Genomic DNA, 17,060 nt, shown 5'->3' with positions numbered 1-17,060 from the left:
TAGCTCACTCCTTGACATTATAAACTCTACATCTCATTTTTACTAGAACCTAAACAACAACAAACCACGCTTTAGATGAGCGTGGTTTGTTGTTTACTATTCCATTACTTAAAAGAAGAGGCGATTGGTATACCCTTGACCTTGAGCTCCTTGACCTTGAAAACCCTGACCTTGAACTCCTTGACCTTGAAAACCTTGGTTAACAACGACGTTTCTAGTAATTGGTTGATAGTAATATTGTGGAACATCGACAATATTTTGACGGTTAATAGTCACAATCGGTTGAATAACAGGTATCATTCTTTGAGCGTAATAATCTCTGACACAGTATTGCGGGGGACAGCAAATCGGCTTACAACCACTACCATTCATTGAAAACTCACCTCCTTAACCTCACTATATGCAACTATTGTCATTAATGGTATAACATTCCATAATATTTGCTTGTACTTTTTCCCATCATCCTTGATACACTAGATTCTGAAGCACCCAATAAAATGCCCCAGCAAAGTCAATATTCACCAATGGCGCCCTAGTATTTCAGAGCTTCCCAATCGATTTTTGGCACTAACCCTTCTTGAGCTGCTTTCCCTAGCAAGGTGGCTACTGCTTTATATCCCAATTCACTGATATTTTCCGTAAATTCGTTAACGTAGAGTTTAATATGAGCTTGAGTCACTTCATCAGATAGCTCTTGACTATGGTATAGTATGTATTCTTTAGATTCCTTAGGGTGAGCCCATGCATATCTAACCGATGCCCTGATCCAAGCTGCAATTGCCGTCAGATCTAGTGACCGCCGAGCTACTATAGCTCCCAGAGGAATCGGCAGATTAGTTTCCTGCTCCCACCACCCTCCTAAGTCGACCATAAGGGCAAGCCCATATGAAGGATAGGTGAATCTAGCCTCGTGAATTACTAGACCTATATCTACTAACCCATCGCGCACCGCCGGCATAATCTCATGAAAAGGAAGAACAATAATTTCGCCGACTCCACCCGGCACATTTTGAGCTGCCCACAATCGGAATAGCAAATAGGCAGTTGATCGCTCGCTAGGGACAGCCACTCGACAGTTCTGTATATATGCCGGCCCATTAAGCTTGCTTGTGTTCCTCATCAATAGCAACGGTCCGCACCCTTTACCTAATGCCCCTCCACAAGGCAAAAGAGCATAATCAGGTAGAACCCAGGGCAGTGCAGCGTAAGAGATTTTAACAACATCCAAATCCTTAGATGCGGCCGCCAGATTGTTAGTAATATCAATATCGGCATACTTTACGTCGATCCGTGGTGCGCCGGGTATTAACCCATGTACCCAAGCATGAAAAACAAATGTGTCATTTGGACAAGGAGAGAATGCAACTTTCATACTAATACCTCCCTTAGCACCTTACAAGCCACCCCTAAATTATCCAGTGCCTCTTTAACTTTCCAAGATGTCCGATCACGTGGGCCTACCACGTTTGAGATTGCTCGAATCTCAAAAAAAGGTACACCATGACTAAGCGCGGCAAATCCTACACCGAATCCTTCCATTGCCTCAGCGGACGCCCCCTTTGTCCGATGAGACAATGCTTTGGCTGTTCCGCTAGTGCCAGTAATGGTAGAAACTGTGAGTACCGGCCCGGAGTGAACCGTCAACTCAGTCTTTTGTAAGGCTTTCATCAGATGCTCTACAATGCCAGAATCAGTCTTAATACTTGCAAAACCAAAGCCCAAGTCATCCAAACTACAGAAACCTGTCGGAGTCTCAGCGCCTAGATCCGCAGCAACACATTCTGTAGCTACCACGAGTGATCCTACTGCTGCTTTTCCCGGGAACCCCCCTCCAATACCTGCACAAATAACTAAACGATAGTTGTCAGCAGTTAACGCTCTACTTGTATTTACAGCAACCGCAACCGCACCGACTCCTCCTACTATGACGTTAAACCTCGAATCGTTTTCAAGGGCATTCAATACTGCCTCTTTCTCACCATCGACAGCTGTGACTATTAAAATTTCAGCCGGAGTTTGCATTCAAAAAAACTCCTTTTATGTTAAATAATTTTTAATTATGGGATTCATAGCATTAAACTAGAGATGAAAATCCTATTCTTTAGAATTTCAACCCCTAGTTTCAATACTTAACACCTGAAGTTTACAAAGAGTCCATTAAATTGGCGAAAAAGATCAAATTGCAAGGGCTTGGGCCACTGTCTCAAAACCGATTCTTTCCACCATTTTTGCAAATCGCTCCCCATTTTGACCATTTTCCCGATAATAAGCCATGGCCTTGTCCACAATATCAAGGGCCTCATTTATTGAGTACAACGCCGGAAGTTCTCTTCCAATATAGTGTTCTTTCCCAAACATTCCGCCAATAGTTATAGCTACTTGGCCAGGTTTTCGACCTTGCAAGCCTATACAACCAAGTGCTGGCTTTGAACATCCATTTCTGCATCCGCCAATTGTCACTCGGAATTTATTAGGGAGGGCTACATCATATTTCCCTTTATAGAACCTTTCATTAATAAGTCTTGAAACTTCCGCTGTGTCAAATAAACTTACCTGACAAACATCCCCTTTACAAGTATGAGCGGGTCTGGCCCTCATCCCGGTACTTCCAACGGATAAACCTACTTCTTTCAGTTCTTTTGCAACCTTCTCCAGATCTTCATATTTAATCCAAGGTATTTCAACATTTAACCGTTGGGTTAAGGTAAAATACCCTCGGCCATAGTTCTTACAAACTTCACTGATTTTTTGCGATTCTTCAGCTTTTATGCTTCCAGCCTCGATTAACACCCTGCAGGAGAAATGAATACCATCTTTATAAGCAATATAGCCTCGCCCTTTTAATGCCTTTTTTTGTTCAGTTGTTAATTCCATTATTAGTACCTACACTCTCTTAAAAATTACTTTATTACGTTTATATCTAAAGGAAACCCACTCCTTGTTCCCTTAAGGAACTTTTCCAAGGAATTATAATTTTGGGCGCCATGGAGAGCACGATTATCAATTATAAAACAGGGAACACTTTGAATTCCTAGACCCTTAGCTTCGGCGAGATCCTGTAACACAGCTTGTTCGTATTTCTTTGTAACAAGTGCATCTCGAAATTCTTCCTGATCTAATCCAATTTGAGCGGCAATCCCATACAATACACTTAAGTCATTAATATCTTTGCTTTCTTGAAACTGAGCTGCAAAAGTTGCATCATGATACTCATTGCCGAGCCCGTGCTCTTCAGCGTATTTAGAGCCCTCTAAAGCCAATCTGGAATGCTTGTTTTTTTCGTTAAAGGTCATATAGATTCCATATTTTTGCCCTAAAGCCTCTAGTCTGGCCTTTGCATTGGCTATATCTGCCGGTGACTTCTCTGGCAGCTCAACACCTTCCGGTCTAAGTTCAAAAGCCTTCCATTCTACAATCAGATTTTTATCCCTGGCCAACTGGTCAAGGGGGATCTTCCCTATCATACAAAAGGGTCATAAAAAGTCCGAGAAGACTGTAATTTTACTCGTCATGTTAATTACAACTCTACATAATAGGGCAGTTGCTCGCCCCTTATTGCAGCTAATCTCCACAAATAGTCATTCCCCATACCTTCTCTTTGATCCTCAGTGAACCCTTTACTTTTCAAGAGATTCAAAGTGCTCCTATTAGCAGCGTATCCCGACAAATATTTTGCCCCCTGGGCCCTAGCAAATACTCTTAGATTATTAAGTATTTTCTCAATCAAATCCTCATTTAGTAAATCAAAGTCCTCATTTTTAACTAAAACTAGGTCGTTAATGAAAATTTCTTGTTTATTGATCTTTGTAATATGAATGCTGATTAAAGGTTCTTCATAGCCTAAAGTATCCATCCACATAATCTGTGGTAGTTTTACTCCAAGTAAATCTGACAGCTCGGGACTGTTACAGTAAGTAGGGTAATATTCCTGTAAGAGTTGAACAAGCCTTTGATTATATGCTCTAGCCTGGATAGAAATATTATATTGACTAGGATACTGAAGCCTTATTTCATCATCTTGAAGAACCTTTATTCCAGGGTCCTTTCCAATTTCAGACGTTAGGTCTTCAATCGGAAAAAGACTATTAATGTCATCATCAGAAGGATCCCAATTCTCAGCATAAATACGCTGTGCTTTAACCACCATCCTGTGCTCACACCTTTCAATATCTTGCTTGATTTCTCCGTTGTTACTTTTTAATCACTTCAATATGTACCATGATACAATATTTATTTACAATCTCCAACTTAACATCTTTATAGTAACTCTACGACTTAGCTATAATAGTCTTTTCTGGCTCTTGGAATATCGGGCTACCCATAAAAAGATTACCTTTAACAATACCGACAATAGTTCTTAACAAAACATAGCCCCAAAGCAGCAAAAGTAATATGGTTAGGACTACGCTAACCCAGAAAGTTAGTGGAGAGACAAACAAACCTGAGATTTTCTGAGTCGCGATTGTATAAGCAGCTAATGGAAAGATAAATGCCCACCAGCCTAATCCAAATGGAATACCACCTCGACGAAGGTGATAAATGCAAATAAGACAAGTAATTCCAATCACCCAAAATCCAAATCCCCAAATGATTATTGCCCCTAAGTTGGCTAGACCAACGGAATTTATTACTCCCAGGGTAGCGGCACTCTTTGACATATCTATAATTGCAATCGTTGCCAAACCAACTGCGCTTAATAAAATTCCAAAAGACGGTGTCAACTCGGCTGGTGGAAGAGAATGTTGAATAAGCCGAACAAAGATCACAGCACTAATAAATATAAAAAGAAAAAACCCTATCCCAAACATAATTGAGTTTAAAATTAAAATAGACACGCTCCAGCTTGGTTTATGATTGAGACTTTGAATTAATACAGTATTTCCCAACAATAAAGTAGCCATATTGGCGATGGGCGCCATAATCCAAGAAAAATTGGTCATTTCTGGCTTAGGGGCCACTTCAAGCTGAATAATTCTAAAGGTTGTATAGAAGGAGAAAAAAGTGACTCCTAATAATCCTACTGTCCAGGCACTACTCGTAATGACAAAGGTTATTGATTCGCCAATAAAGGGCCTCCAATAACTATAAATATTAGTTCCAACAATGACAGTTGCTACCGGCATGGTAACAAAGAAATTGCTTGCCACAGGGTGATGAAGATCTCTACGCGCATACTCAAAAAAAGAAATCCAACGAATCACCCATAGAACAAGTACCAAAAGATATAGAATTTCAGCGAGAGTTGCTGCGCCAAAGCCTAGAACTTTTCCTACAGGAAAGGTAGATTGCCATTGATATAAAACATTAGCAAGTCCCCCTGTACCCATGACTACCGCAAACCACCCTGGGGCAAAGTATTTTATGACATGACGTTCAAGCATATTTAAATGTCCCTTCAAGCAAAATAAAGATTTAGGTATGACTTCTTCTCGCAATCATCTCTATCTCAACTTCAGCCTCTAGCGGGAGTGAAGCTACACCAATTGTTGTTCTGGCAGGATAAGGTGCAGTGAACATTCCTTGATAAACTGAATTCATAGCGTTAAAATTGCACATATCTGTCAGAAAAACATTCACCTTAATTACATCCTCGGAAGTCAGTCCCGAGGCTTCTAAGACATTGAATAAATTCTTAAAGCATTGTTCAGTTTGGGCAATGATATCACCTAAAATAAGTTTTCCACTGGCAGAATCTATTGGAGTTTGCCCAGATAGGTAAATGAATTCCCCAGATTCTACGGCATGGGAATAGGGGCCAATGGCAACTGCCCCTTTTGCAGTATAAGCTTTCCTTGACAAAGAAAATCCCTCCTTTAAACTTTAAAGAAAATTACACATTTAAAGACTATGTATGAGTCTTATCCTAGTTTAACTAGAAATACCAATCTAAACAATCCCTCCTTCGCTAAACCTAACAATTTAACTGCTAACTAATATCACAGGCTTCCATCATAATTGTTTCATAATAAATGTGAAATCCAAATAAAAAGAGGGGTAGTTATACCCCCCTAAACCTAAAGTAATTATAAACCTTCTATGCGTTCCTGAGCGTTTACACTAACTTAATATGCCGTTCCAAACCGGAAGCGCCGCAAAAATAATCAAGCAACGTAAAGTAAGTCCGCCGACCAATACAGCTCCATCACAAAGTAATGATACGATTCCGCCTCTTTCAGAGTTCAGAGCCGAATTCTGATCGTTCGATGTCAAAAGAGCCTTTTTATTGCTACGCGCCTGTAGCAGGTAAAACGCTAATGGTCCAACCAAACCAATAATGATAAGAAGCAGCCAGAAGGGGATTGACAGAGATTCTGTCAACAACATGTTTGCTGAAATCTTGGCAATTGTTCCTTGACTTCCGGAATAAATTAGCGCAAAAAAAGCAGCAAGCGCAACGATTTCTGTAGCTACCAATCCCAAATGGATTTGAGAGACACGCACCTCATGAACTTGGTGTTTCTCAAAGAAATGTGCTATTAGTGATGTTAAGGACAAGCCCGTTGAAAGAGCAGATACCACAAAAACCACCGGCATCAAGTAAGAGTTCCAAAAAGGTATTCCTTCAACAACTGCTAAAAGCATTCCTGTATAGGCGGCAGTCGCTAAGGCTAGAATAGCACCCAGGTAGGAAATGACAGCTGGAGCTTGTCTCTTCTTCCAGACAAAAAATGCTTTGATAAAAGCTACGCAGATGAAAGCAGAAAGAATATAGATACCCCAAGTCATAACCGAACTAAAATTGAGAAACATATTTATAATCAACCAGGGTTTTTTGAGACCTTGTCCCAAATCAAAAATCAATAAAAAGGCTCCAAAAGCAACAATTGGTGCTGAAACAACATAACCCACACGATCCAAATTAGTTTTTTTACCCAAAAGACCCTTTTCTGCTGCAAAAGAAGCCAGATATGCTCCTGCGCCAAGTCCACCTAAGAAAAGGTAGATAGCAATAAGCCAACCCCAATGTCCCATTTTGAAATCCTCCTCTCGTTTATTATGCCTTTGGAATTATTATCATTGATGGATTCGTGATTTTAGAGCTAGGAAGCCCTTTATAATCAAGATTTCCCTTTTGAGACAGTTCCTTCATATCGCCCATGGTCAAGGCCTTAGTCGGACAAACCCCTACACAACGAGGCCCTGAGCCTGTATCCTGCAAGTTATAACAGAAATGACATTTAGAAACTGCACCTGTTTTTTTCTGGATATGAGGAGCATGATAGGGGCAGGCATAGAGACAATAACCACAACCAACACATTTACTGGCATCATGAATGACAATACCGTCACTATCCCTTTTCGAATAGGCTTTTACCGGACAAACTTTAGCACAAGCGGGGTCAGCACAGTGATTACAACTCATAGATAAAGCATTTCCCTTATCATTTTTAAGAAGCCTTCTCCAAGGAGTATCAGACTCCCATTGGTAAGTCTCTTGACAGATCCTTACGCAGGACTCGCATTTAATACACTTTCCTTCGTCGTAACTAAAACCAATTTGTTTTTTTGTTTTCGCAGTTGTGTTTTCTTTAACTGTTTCTTCAGCTTTTAGAACTTTAATTGGCATAATACCAATTGCAGCGACGGTTCCGAGCAATAATCCACCTTTTATTAAATTACGGCGGGATAGAGCAACTCGTTTATTAGGCGACATCCCTTTACAGCTCCTTTCACAATCGATCACACATTAGACATAAAAGACATAAAAAAAAGCCATGTGCGAAATGACAATTAATTACTCTTTCTACGATAATCTAACATAATGCGACTAAACACACAATGGTAGTTTTTGTATAGAAACCAATGGTTACTCAAATTTACATTTATGTCCAAATCACTAATACAACGGTGTAAAAAGAAAGAGTCTGCAGGAAGCTTACACTTCACTAGCAGACCCCTTTTTCTATTGCCCATAATTTTTCATTAATAATTGGAGTCTACCATCCTTTACGACTACGCCAAAATTCGGGCTGAACAAGTACTAACAAGGTAAAGAGTTCTAGCCGTCCCAGCAGCATGCATAGAATAAGGACACTCTCTCCAAAAGCGTTAATTGAAGAAAATGTAGTAGTAGGACCAATTACGCCAAAGCCCGGCCCGACATTGCCCAAAGTCGTAACTGCTGCACTCATGGCATCAAGGGGCTCCATTCCGATTGCAGCGAGGAGGAAAGAAGCCAAGGCAAAAATTGATAAAAAAAGGAAGAAAAAAACTGCGACTGTGTTAAATATGACTGGATCAACAGTCTTCTTGGCAAAGCGCACATTAATAACCGCCTTAGGATGAATAGCTCTTCTCAACTCTACCCAACCGAGTTTAAAAAGCAGGACAATCCTCGAAACCTTCATCCCCCCAGCAGTAGATCCTGCACACCCTCCTATAAACATTAAACAGAGCAGGATAATCTTAGTTGCAGATGGCCACTGGTCAAAGTCTGCCGACATAAAACCGGTAGTAGTGATGATAGAGACCACTTGAAATAAGGCTTGCCGCAGGGAATTACCGCCGTCAATCTCCATTGTCCACCATAGGCTTAGGGCAATCAGAACAGTTGAAACTACGATGATCAATAGATAAAACTGAAATTCTATATCTTTAAAAATCTTGTTTAACCCGGATCGCCAAGCCTGATAATATAAACTAAAGTTAACTCCAGCGATGATCATAAAAACAATAATAATAAGTTCGATCCACAGATTGTCGTAATATGCTATACTTGTATTTTTTGTGGAAAACCCTCCTGTAGCCATGGTAGCAAAGGAATGATTAATAGCATCAAACCAGTTCATACCTACTATGATTAAAAGAAAAATTTGAGCAACGGTTAAGCCAAAGTATATTTGCCAAAGCTTTAGAGCATTATCTCGAATTCTCGGTAAAACTCTTTCAGAGGTTGGCCCGGTGACTTCAGCATTGAATAAATGAACGGCCCCTGTCATATTTGGCAGGAAGACAATAAATAAGACAATTATCCCCATACCCCCAAGCCAGTGGGTTAAGCTTCTCCACAGCAGGATGCTCTTAGGCAAGATTTCAACATTATCAATTACGCTCGCTCCTGTTGTGGTTAACCCTGAGACAGATTCAAAAAGTCCATCCAGATAAGTAGGAACAGCTCCACTCAAGGCATAAGGCAATGCTCCGGTTAAACTTGTTAATAGCCAAGCACCAGCTACAATAACAAACCCTTCCCGAACTCCCATACGCCCATCTTTCTTTCCATAGGCTAAAAGAATTAGCCCCATAACCAAAGTTATTATTATGGACAGAACAAAGGCAAGCACACTCCCCTCCTGCCAAATCAAGGCCACTAAAAAAGGGATTACCATAAATCCTGAAAACGAGATCATCAGGCGGCCAAGAATATTTTCTACTAACGAATAGTTCACTGCCTTTACCCTGCCTTAAAATAATTTGCTGACTTTCTTCACCAAGTTCGGAAGCGTGAAAACCACTACTCGATCTCCAGGCTGAAGTATAGTGTTTCCATCAGGAATAATTAACTCATCTCCCCGAACAAGAGCACCAATCAAAATGTTGTCTGGTATCTTAGCATCTTTAAGCTTACGACCGATTAGCGACGCTTTTGCTGAGACTACAATTTCTATGGCCTCAGCTTTTGCCCCTTCCAGCAATGACACCGAGACAATTTCCCCTTGGCGTACCTGCCGTAAAATAACTCCTGCTGTTAGAAGTCTAGGAGATAGGATCACATCGACCCCAACCTTACCCATTAGAGACATATATTCGGCACGACCCACACGAACAATTGTCTTTTGCGTTCCCAAGTCTTTGGCTAAAAGAGCAAGCAACAAATTGAGTTTATCATCACTGGTCAGGCAAACTACAGCATCTGTTTCTCCAACGCCTTCTTCAATTAGCAGGTCAATATCCGTACCATCACCACAGAGCACAAGCCCTTTATCAATGATTTTGGCCAATTCATTGCAGCGTTCGCGACTTTTTTCTATAACTTTGACTGATATCCCAACGTGATCGAGAATTTTCGCAAGATGTCTCCCGATTCGGCCTGCACCAATAATCATAACTCTTTCTATCTTTGTTTTTGTCTCAGAGAATTGTTCGCTGAACTTCTCAATTGCAGACTGTGCCCCAACGAAGAAAACACTGTCTTGGGGTAGTAAGTAATCCGTACCATGGGGAATAATCATCCTATTTTGTCGTAATATACCTACAACCAGGATTCTATCCGGTAAAGTCAGTTTTTTTAGCTGAATATTAACATAGGGGGACTCTGCTCTAATCCTAACTTCCAAAAGACGTACCTTACCATCTCCAAAGTCTTCAACATCTAAAGCAGCAGGCGTGAGGAGGATGCGACTAATTTCTACGGCCGTTACCATTTCTGGATTTATCGTTAAGTCGATTCCCAAGGCTTTGTTGAATTCAAGCTGATTTTTTCCTGCATACTCTTGATTTCTTACCCTCGCTATAGTGCGGGAAACGCCTGCTTGTTTAGCAGCCATACAGGCAATCATATTAACTTCATCTCGATCTGTCACAGCAACCATTAGATCAGCCTTTAATAATCCAAAATCAGCTAGAACCTGTGGACTTGCTCCATTGCCGCTGATTGTCATTACATCCAAATTGTTCTGAACAATAAGGCGCCGTTCCTCATCATTCTCAATTACAGTAATTTCATGCCCCTCTTCAGATAAACGCTGGGCTAAACTAAAGCCTACTTTTCCAGCTCCAACTATGACAATATGCATAGATTTTTTTGTTCTCCTCCTCATTGCTTATTATAATTTATTGGAATAACGTTCTGCTATTCGTCAAAGAATCCCTAAATTCCTTTATTTATTCCGATACTTACTTGTTTTAGCACTCTATAGCAACATTTTCTCCTTCTTCAATAAAATAATTCTCTATCAGGCTTGAATAGATCAATATCCTTCTAGGTGAAAGATCAATTTTCTTAAGCTCTAATTATGTGGTAGACTAATTTCATCTAGAAATCGAAGGTGAGCGTAAAAATGGTTATCGGAGCTCGAACTATCAAAACAGGACTTGCCGTTGCGACAACACTCTTTATTTGCAAAGCATTTAACATTGAACCTGCTTCCTTTGCGGCAATTTCCGCGGTTGTAAATATGCAGCCTTCTTTTAGCAAATCTCTTAATAATGCTTGGGAACAAATCAGCATTCATCTACTCGCTGTCGTCTTTTCATTAGTGATGGGATTACTCTTTGGTACAAATCCCATCATTATTGGAACCACTGTCATATTTTTGATTCTAGTTTGCAACTGGCTAGGTTGGTCGAGTGGAATGGTTATGGGGATCGTTTCAATTGTTTTTATCCTGGATTCTCCTAGGGAAACATTTCTTACTCATGCCCTATATCGGTCTCTCAGTATCTTTGTCGGTCTCGGAGTGGCACTGTTTATTAACCGAATTTTGGCACCTCCTAGGTATAAGTCAAAATTAATGAATGATCTCAACACTCTAGTCCACGTTACTTCCAGATATTTTTTAGAGAGTCTTTATGCATTTATCCATGCAGGAGATTTAACCTATTATCAGAAGCCTGATCCCGCAGAACAAAAAAATCTCCTGGACGAAGTGACTAGCCTCTATGAACATGCCAGGGAAGAGATAACTCCCGAAGAGCACCCCCACTTTATAGAACGTTTATTGGAACTATGCCGCGGCTTTATCGAACGCGGAGAAAGCATTAATCAAATGACAGACCAGAGAGTTGCGCGCAGAAGAGAAAGCTATACCCCTGCTGAGCTTCATGAAATAACCTTAGAATTCCAAGAAATTCTTGGTGTTTTATCCATGGGATACGAAAAGCTGGATGAATTAATTATTTCCCTTACCTTAGGCATCCGAGGGAAGAAAAGCACCGGCACCTACGTGGAGGATATTGCCTATTGGGAGTTATTTGACCAAGCCATTGACAATTGGAATCGAAAAGTCAACGGGGTCTTCTATTTAAGAGCTTTAATGGAAGTATCTGTTGTCGCCACAGAATTGCGTTGGGCAAATCGACGAACAATATATTTGCTTAACACGATTAATAAACAATCAAAGATAAATCATTAATCTCCCGATCATTTCTTACTACTCTAATATGCTTAAAAACTATTAAATGCCAGCACAATCCTGCCGGCATAGTTTTTCTGGTAAAACTCTAATGAGGAATTCTATAGTTGTACTTGTGCACTTACTCATATCAGTTAACCTTTTAGGATCTTCCCATATCCAACAACAAAAGCTAATATCCTAATCTGCCCAGTGATAATCTGTAAATGGGTCTTCTTCCCTCAAGTTGCCACTATTGGAATATAAGTTTCTAGGAGGAACATAACCATCAGATTCTATTGGAATTATGTCAGATAGATTATGAGATATTTCAACCTCTGTATTAAGTGGGATCATCGCATATAACTCTTCCATCTCAGAATTATTCATCCGAACACAGCCCTGAGAGATATTCCGACCAATGGTTGAAGGTGTATTTGTACCATGTATCGCGTAGTTCATATTGGCCAGTTCCATTGCCCTTGTTCCATATACATTTCTATTCTGCGGAACATTTTTATCAGGATTCACAACTTTTTTAGATATGAACAGCTTCCCTTCCGGAGTTGCGTTATCTTTGCCCAGAGCAACCGGATAGTCGCGAATAATCCGATTCTCAGATAAAACGAACAAATTATTCTTATCTTTATCAATTAGAATACGTAGAGGCATAAACGGGATATCCTTATCATAGGAAAGGTTTGGTTTTAGGGCTTCTTTAACCATAGAAGCTAGATCCTTGTCCGCTGAAAACTCCACATACGAAAAGAGCCACCCCCCATCTCTTGTCGGTGAGGTAGTGACAGTATTTTTCATTTTATATGGCTCACGAGGGAATTCTGTTAGGTAATTATTAGGGTAGCCTTGATTAAGCTCAGACAAATCTTTGGGCACATATCCATTCTTTTTAACGAATTGGTACAAAGCACTTCTAATGACCGTTGTAGTCTCCCAGAGTTGAACTTCTTTGTTATCCAGAGCTGTTTCAGTCTTGATAGTGGAAATATAAACTTGAATACTTTCTCCCTTCCCTTCCCAGATTGCTCTGCCAATTTCACGATCCTTATCATCTACAGCGATTACTTGTTTTGCAGTTAGAGGATTCATTTCATATTCCATTTTTAGTTTCTCAATGAGTGCATTTACTATCTTCTCTTTAGTTGAATCTTTTTCAGGAATATTTATCACTAATCGATTATCGCTTATTATTGTTAGTTCAGGGGGGATGCCTTCTATGACTTCATAAGGCAACATATAGGCGTGATTATGTTCATTCATAGTCAATGATTCCGCATGAGGCAAAAACACGTATGCGCCTAGAATACTTAAAATAACGGCAGAAATAAAGATTAGGATTATTTGTTTCTTACTATAAGAGGTGGGTCGATTAAGCTCAGCTATCCTCAATTCAGCTAGGTGCATTTCTCGTTCAATTCTTAGAAAATCCAATCGAGCAGGTATAAATCCCTTCTGAAATGAACTTTTTACCAAATTGCAAGAGCGCGCTATTGTTTTGCGATATAAGTTTAGATACTTGTCAACTCTTGTAGTATAGTATTTTTCTAAGTAGTCCTTGGCTTCTCGTTCTGCAGCCATTCCAACATGAAACATGGCCTCGGGATTGTTAGCCTGTCTTTGGAATAGCTTATTCCAATACAGAGGATCATTTTTGGATAGGTAATAACCCTTATCTAAATTGAACAAGTTCGCTTTCAGTCTAGAATTAGACACAACCCAGCACATCCTTCTACACAGTTTGTACAATCCATACTATTCAGCAATGTCTTTAATTAGACGTTTTTACTAAAAGATGGATAAAAACTTGTCCTGATTGAGATCCGGTTCCTAATTCAAATCCTGTATAGAATAGCTATAGTATTTCTGTTAAAGTTGTTATAAAATTTAAACTGGGAAGTATCCTTGTTAGGGTTAAATAATCAGGTGAGTTTGAAGGAGTAGGTATGAATCTCAAGGGCATTATATTTGATCTGGATGGGACACTAATCAATTCCCTTCCTGTAGTACGAACCAGTTTAAGCCGAACATTATTAAAGTTTACTGGTCGTGAATACTCTGACAAAGAGTTATCGTCTCTATTTGGCCCTTCTGAAGAAGGCATTTTCAAAAAACTGTTTCCGGATATTTGGGAGGAGAGTCTTCAGTATTACCTAGACGAATACGACAACCTCCATGTTGATTATGCGGAACCCTTTCCGGGTATTATAGAAGCTCTAACTCTATTGCAAGAGCGCAAAATAAAATTAGCCCTCGTATCCGGCAAGGGCGCTGGCAGTATGAAAATATCTTTACAGCACTCCGGACTTGAACACTTCTTTGAAACGATTATCACTGGTTCCGAACAACGGGCCAGTAAACCAGAACATATTCACCAAATTCTAAATCGTTGGCATCTATCACCTAAAGAAGCAGCTTATGTTGGTGATATTGCTTATGATGTTCTAGCCGCTAAGGAAGTTGGTGTTTTATCCATCAGTGCTCTGTGGGCTGAAACCGCTCAGATTCAAAAAGTATTAGCAACAAATCCTGAATACTCCTTTGCTAACGTCGAATTGTTTATTGATTGGATCAAGAAAAACTTTCCTTAACCGATGATATCTGTAACCATATCGGACAATCAGTCATACTATACACCAGGTAAAACAAGGATTTTCACTTCTAAGACTTGCTCGAGATCTTGAATTCTTATGGACTGTGTAAACAGTCATATGAAGGTAAGGAGTGATGTTATGTTTTACCGACGATCTAATGCATCTTGCCGGCCAACACCTAATCCACCTCAATGCGGCCCCCTTCCTGGAACCGTTTTGCGAATTTCCATCCCCCCTGGTACCGTTATTAATCTCTTAAACCTTGTTGAGGTTGCTTCACCCAGTGGAATTTGCTTTATTATTCGTTTGCCTTTCCTTGATTGCGGATCTGGCAATGCTATGAGTTTGGACTCTATTGTTAATGCAGTTCAATCAGCCGGTGGTAGAGTAGAGTTTGCTTAAAATCTGCAGCGGTCAATCGACCGCTGTCTACATAGCACAAATACGAAGTTGGTTAGCGCTGCCCGCTTCCAGCCTTTTTTATTTACTACTTGAATAATACGGCTATAATAAATTGTAGAATTATGTTATTGTTGAATATAGGTGACTGTGACTAAGGAGGAGTATAAATGCTTCAGCTTCAAAAAGTATCTCTTGAAATACAAGGAGATATCGATTTTGAAATTCTAAAGAATATCAATTTAGAGTTTCATGAGAAAAAAATATATGTTGTTACCGGCCCTAACGGTGGAGGAAAGTCCTCTCTAGCTAAAACCATTATGGGGGTTTACAATCCCACCTCAGGTCAAATCTTACTAGACGGAATAGACATTACAGTTAAGAATATTACAGATAGAGCTCGCCTGGGCATTGGATATGCTTTTCAAAGCCCTCCTCGCTTTAAGGGAATCAAAGTAAAAGAGCTATTGAAAATGGCCGCCTCACATAATCCAGAAAAAGTTAACATTTGTGACCTACTCTACGATGTCGGCTTGTGTGCCCAAGACTATTTAAACCGTGATGTTGATACAAGTCTCTCAGGCGGAGAAATGAAAAGAATCGAGATCGCTACTGTACTGGCCAGAAATCTCAAAGTTGCCGTTTTTGATGAACCCGAAGCAGGAATCGACTTATGGAGTTTTCAAAAACTCGCTGAGACCTTTAAGAATATCCACTCGAAGTATGATACAACAATCATACTCATTTCCCATCAAGAGCGTATTATGGAACTTGCTGATGAGATTATAATTATGTCCAATGGTACGGTCAGTGCACAATCAGAGCGAGATATAATCCTCGCTGGAATTATGAATAATGATTCTTGCGCATGTAGTGCTAAATGCGTGAAAGGGGTTGGTCAAAATGCTGAATGCGTTGGATAAGCTAATGCTAGAAAAAGTGGCCGATCTCCATGAGATTCCTCAAGGTGCTTTTAACATCCGGAAAAATGGGGCTGGAGTTCAGCGAAATACAACGGCCAATATTGATATTGTCACAAAAGAGGACAAGTCTGGAATTGACGTAATCATAAAACCCTACACCAAGGGAGAAAGCGTTCATATTCCGGTTATCGTAACAGAAGAAAACATAAACGATGTTGTCTACAATACCTTCGAAGTTGGTGAATACTCAGATGTCTTGATAGTGGCTGGATGTGGAATACATAATTCAGGACACCATAAATCTCAACACGATGGGATTCATACCTTTTTTGTTCGAAAAGGGGCTAAACTAAAATATGTAGAGAAACATTATGGACAGGGTGACGGCAACGGAGAACGTGTTCTAAATCCTAAGACAATTATCGAGGTTGAAGAGGGCGCAGTTGTCGAACTTGAGTTAATTCAAATAAAAGGGATTGACCAAACAAAAAGAGATACCGAAATCCGCCTAATGGATAATGCTAAGCTTGTCGTTACTGAACGACTTCTAACCTACCAAGATCAGGAAGCTGAATCAAACATTACGGTCGAATTGTTAGGGGTAGATTCTTCTGCTCAAATAATATCTCGTTCTGTAGCACAAGATGATTCCAAGCAAACATTCTATTTTGATTTAATAGGACGCAATAAAGGCCGTGGCCATATCCAATGTGATGCCATAATCATGCATAACGCACAGGTTCTCTCCACCCCAAGAATTTCCGCACATCATAGTGAAGCTCAGCTCGTGCATGAGGCCGCAATAGGGAGAATAGAATCAGAGCAGCTGATTAAGCTAATGTCCCTAGGTTTCTCGGAACAGGAAGCAGAAGACACCATCTTAAACGGTTTTCTTAAATAGCACATTTTCTTACGAAAATACTCTCACTTTGGGTTATGAGGCCAAGATCGAGTATCTCAGCGTAAAGTCTCAACTACAACAGGATGCCCGAGAGCCATTTCGGATCTCTTGATATCACCTAATTTATAGCTGCCTAGCACACTTTCAGAACTTGATATCCTTTCAATTGAAGCTG

The 17,060-nt window shown here is 40.1% G+C and carries 18 protein-coding genes; 5 read left to right on the top strand and 13 right to left on the bottom strand.

Annotated elements, in window-relative coordinates; translation table 11 throughout:
* Positions 1-108: 108 nt before the first annotated feature.
* The 12 genes from BLS16_RS20730 to trkA all read right to left on the bottom strand — a co-directional run bounded on the left by BLS16_RS20730 (position 109) and on the right by trkA (position 10,736).
* Positions 109-372, bottom strand: coding sequence for a spore coat protein D (locus BLS16_RS20730; protein ID WP_092335533.1), 264 nt, complete (start codon positions 370-372; stop codon positions 109-111).
* Positions 373-532: 160 nt separating this feature from the next.
* Complete coding sequence (locus BLS16_RS20725; RefSeq protein WP_092335532.1) at positions 533-1,372, bottom strand: 1,4-dihydroxy-6-naphtoate synthase; 840 nt, start codon at positions 1,370-1,372, stop codon at positions 533-535.
* The gene (locus BLS16_RS20720) at positions 1,369-2,022 is read right to left on the bottom strand and encodes a futalosine hydrolase (RefSeq protein ID WP_092335531.1); all 654 of its coding nucleotides are present in this window, start codon (positions 2,020-2,022) and stop codon (positions 1,369-1,371) included. The genes BLS16_RS20725 and BLS16_RS20720 overlap by 4 nt, the downstream gene beginning before the upstream one ends.
* A 153-nt stretch (positions 2,023-2,175) precedes the next feature.
* A complete protein-coding gene (locus tag BLS16_RS20715) occupies positions 2,176-2,874 on the bottom strand; it encodes a sulfite reductase subunit beta (hemoprotein) (RefSeq protein ID WP_092335530.1) in 699 nt (232 codons plus the stop codon).
* A 26-nt stretch (positions 2,875-2,900) separates the two neighbouring features.
* Positions 2,901-3,512, bottom strand: coding sequence for a DsbA family oxidoreductase (locus tag BLS16_RS20710; RefSeq protein WP_092335529.1), 612 nt, complete (start codon positions 3,510-3,512; stop codon positions 2,901-2,903).
* Positions 3,513-3,517: 5 nt separating this feature from the next.
* Positions 3,518-4,147: a hypothetical protein gene (locus tag BLS16_RS20705; protein WP_092335528.1), complete on the bottom strand. Its 630-nt coding sequence runs from the start codon at positions 4,145-4,147 to the stop codon at positions 3,518-3,520.
* A 121-nt stretch (positions 4,148-4,268) separates the two neighbouring features.
* Positions 4,269-5,381 carry an SLAC1 family transporter gene (locus BLS16_RS20700; protein ID WP_092335527.1) on the bottom strand — a complete coding sequence of 371 codons (1,113 nt, stop codon included), beginning with the start codon at positions 5,379-5,381 and terminating at the stop codon, positions 4,269-4,271.
* A 31-nt stretch (positions 5,382-5,412) separates the two neighbouring features.
* On the bottom strand, positions 5,413-5,799 hold the full coding sequence (locus tag BLS16_RS20695) for a RidA family protein (RefSeq protein ID WP_092335526.1): 387 nt from the start codon (positions 5,797-5,799) through the stop codon (positions 5,413-5,415).
* Between the two features lie 258 nt (positions 5,800-6,057).
* Complete coding sequence (nrfD, locus tag BLS16_RS20690) at positions 6,058-6,972, bottom strand: NrfD/PsrC family molybdoenzyme membrane anchor subunit (RefSeq protein ID WP_092335525.1); 915 nt, start codon at positions 6,970-6,972, stop codon at positions 6,058-6,060.
* 22 nt (positions 6,973-6,994) lie between these two features.
* Entirely contained in the window at positions 6,995-7,654 is a 660-nt protein-coding gene (locus BLS16_RS20685) for a 4Fe-4S dicluster domain-containing protein (RefSeq protein WP_092335524.1), read from the bottom strand.
* 283 nt (positions 7,655-7,937) lie between these two features.
* Complete coding sequence (locus BLS16_RS20680) at positions 7,938-9,389, bottom strand: TrkH family potassium uptake protein (RefSeq protein ID WP_092335523.1); 1,452 nt, start codon at positions 9,387-9,389, stop codon at positions 7,938-7,940.
* Positions 9,390-9,404: 15 nt separating this feature from the next.
* Positions 9,405-10,736 (bottom strand): Trk system potassium transporter TrkA, encoded by a 1,332-nt coding sequence (trkA, locus tag BLS16_RS20675; RefSeq protein WP_092335522.1) that lies wholly within the window; start codon positions 10,734-10,736, stop codon positions 9,405-9,407.
* A 264-nt stretch (positions 10,737-11,000) separates the two neighbouring features.
* On the opposite strand from trkA, the gene BLS16_RS20670 reads away from it, so the two are divergent.
* Positions 11,001-12,074 (top strand): FUSC family protein, encoded by a 1,074-nt coding sequence (locus BLS16_RS20670; RefSeq protein ID WP_092335521.1) that lies wholly within the window; start codon positions 11,001-11,003, stop codon positions 12,072-12,074.
* Between the two features lie 180 nt (positions 12,075-12,254).
* Here BLS16_RS20670 and BLS16_RS20665 read toward each other — a convergent pair whose 3' ends face one another.
* Positions 12,255-13,784: a L,D-transpeptidase gene (locus tag BLS16_RS20665; protein WP_092335520.1), complete on the bottom strand. Its 1,530-nt coding sequence runs from the start codon at positions 13,782-13,784 to the stop codon at positions 12,255-12,257.
* Positions 13,785-14,014: 230 nt separating this feature from the next.
* Here BLS16_RS20665 and BLS16_RS20660 point away from each other — a divergent pair, with 230 nt between their 5' ends.
* The 4 genes from BLS16_RS20660 to BLS16_RS20645 all read left to right on the top strand — a co-directional run bounded on the left by BLS16_RS20660 (position 14,015) and on the right by BLS16_RS20645 (position 16,885).
* Positions 14,015-14,659, top strand: coding sequence for an HAD family hydrolase (locus BLS16_RS20660; protein ID WP_092335519.1), 645 nt, complete (start codon positions 14,015-14,017; stop codon positions 14,657-14,659).
* Positions 14,660-14,800: 141 nt separating this feature from the next.
* A complete protein-coding gene (locus tag BLS16_RS20655) occupies positions 14,801-15,064 on the top strand; it encodes a hypothetical protein (protein WP_092335518.1) in 264 nt (87 codons plus the stop codon).
* A 167-nt stretch (positions 15,065-15,231) separates the two neighbouring features.
* Positions 15,232-15,984, top strand: a complete 753-nt coding sequence (locus BLS16_RS20650; protein WP_092335517.1) for an ABC transporter ATP-binding protein — start codon at positions 15,232-15,234, stop codon at positions 15,982-15,984.
* The gene (locus tag BLS16_RS20645; RefSeq protein ID WP_014901758.1) at positions 15,965-16,885 is read left to right on the top strand and encodes a SufB/SufD family protein; all 921 of its coding nucleotides are present in this window, start codon (positions 15,965-15,967) and stop codon (positions 16,883-16,885) included. Before BLS16_RS20650 ends, BLS16_RS20645 begins: the two co-directional genes overlap by 20 nt.
* The last annotated feature ends 175 nt before the right edge of the window (positions 16,886-17,060 follow it).

Origin of the sequence: Desulfosporosinus hippei DSM 8344, assembly GCF_900100785.1 — a bacterium.
GTDB lineage: Bacteria > Bacillota > Desulfitobacteriia > Desulfitobacteriales > Desulfitobacteriaceae > Desulfosporosinus > Desulfosporosinus hippei.
Note: the sequence above shows the minus strand (reverse complement) of the source record. Positions and strands in the feature narration are given on the sequence as shown.

Excerpts from the sequence above, each read along its gene's own strand:
- BLS16_RS20730 (WP_092335533.1), bottom strand. The coding sequence starts at position 372 with ATGAATGGTAGTGGTTGTAAGCCGATTTGCTGTCCCCCGCAATACTGT.
- BLS16_RS20725 (WP_092335532.1), bottom strand. The coding sequence starts at position 1,372 with ATGAAAGTTGCATTCTCTCCTTGTCCAAATGACACATTTGTTTTTCAT.
- BLS16_RS20720 (WP_092335531.1), bottom strand. The coding sequence starts at position 2,022 with ATGCAAACTCCGGCTGAAATTTTAATAGTCACAGCTGTCGATGGTGAG.
- BLS16_RS20715 (WP_092335530.1), bottom strand. The coding sequence starts at position 2,874 with ATGGAATTAACAACTGAACAAAAAAAGGCATTAAAAGGGCGAGGCTAT.
- BLS16_RS20705 (WP_092335528.1), bottom strand. The coding sequence starts at position 4,147 with ATGGTGGTTAAAGCACAGCGTATTTATGCTGAGAATTGGGATCCTTCT.
- BLS16_RS20700 (WP_092335527.1), bottom strand. The coding sequence starts at position 5,381 with ATGCTTGAACGTCATGTCATAAAATACTTTGCCCCAGGGTGGTTTGCG.
- nrfD (WP_092335525.1), bottom strand. The coding sequence starts at position 6,972 with ATGGGACATTGGGGTTGGCTTATTGCTATCTACCTTTTCTTAGGTGGA.
- BLS16_RS20685 (WP_092335524.1), bottom strand. The coding sequence starts at position 7,654 with ATGTCGCCTAATAAACGAGTTGCTCTATCCCGCCGTAATTTAATAAAA.
- trkA (WP_092335522.1), bottom strand. The coding sequence starts at position 10,736 with ATGCATATTGTCATAGTTGGAGCTGGAAAAGTAGGCTTTAGTTTAGCC.
- BLS16_RS20670 (WP_092335521.1), top strand. The coding sequence starts at position 11,001 with ATGGTTATCGGAGCTCGAACTATCAAAACAGGACTTGCCGTTGCGACA.
- BLS16_RS20660 (WP_092335519.1), top strand. The coding sequence starts at position 14,015 with ATGAATCTCAAGGGCATTATATTTGATCTGGATGGGACACTAATCAAT.
- BLS16_RS20655 (WP_092335518.1), top strand. The coding sequence starts at position 14,801 with ATGTTTTACCGACGATCTAATGCATCTTGCCGGCCAACACCTAATCCA.
- BLS16_RS20650 (WP_092335517.1), top strand. The coding sequence starts at position 15,232 with ATGCTTCAGCTTCAAAAAGTATCTCTTGAAATACAAGGAGATATCGAT.
- BLS16_RS20645 (WP_014901758.1), top strand. The coding sequence starts at position 15,965 with ATGCTGAATGCGTTGGATAAGCTAATGCTAGAAAAAGTGGCCGATCTC.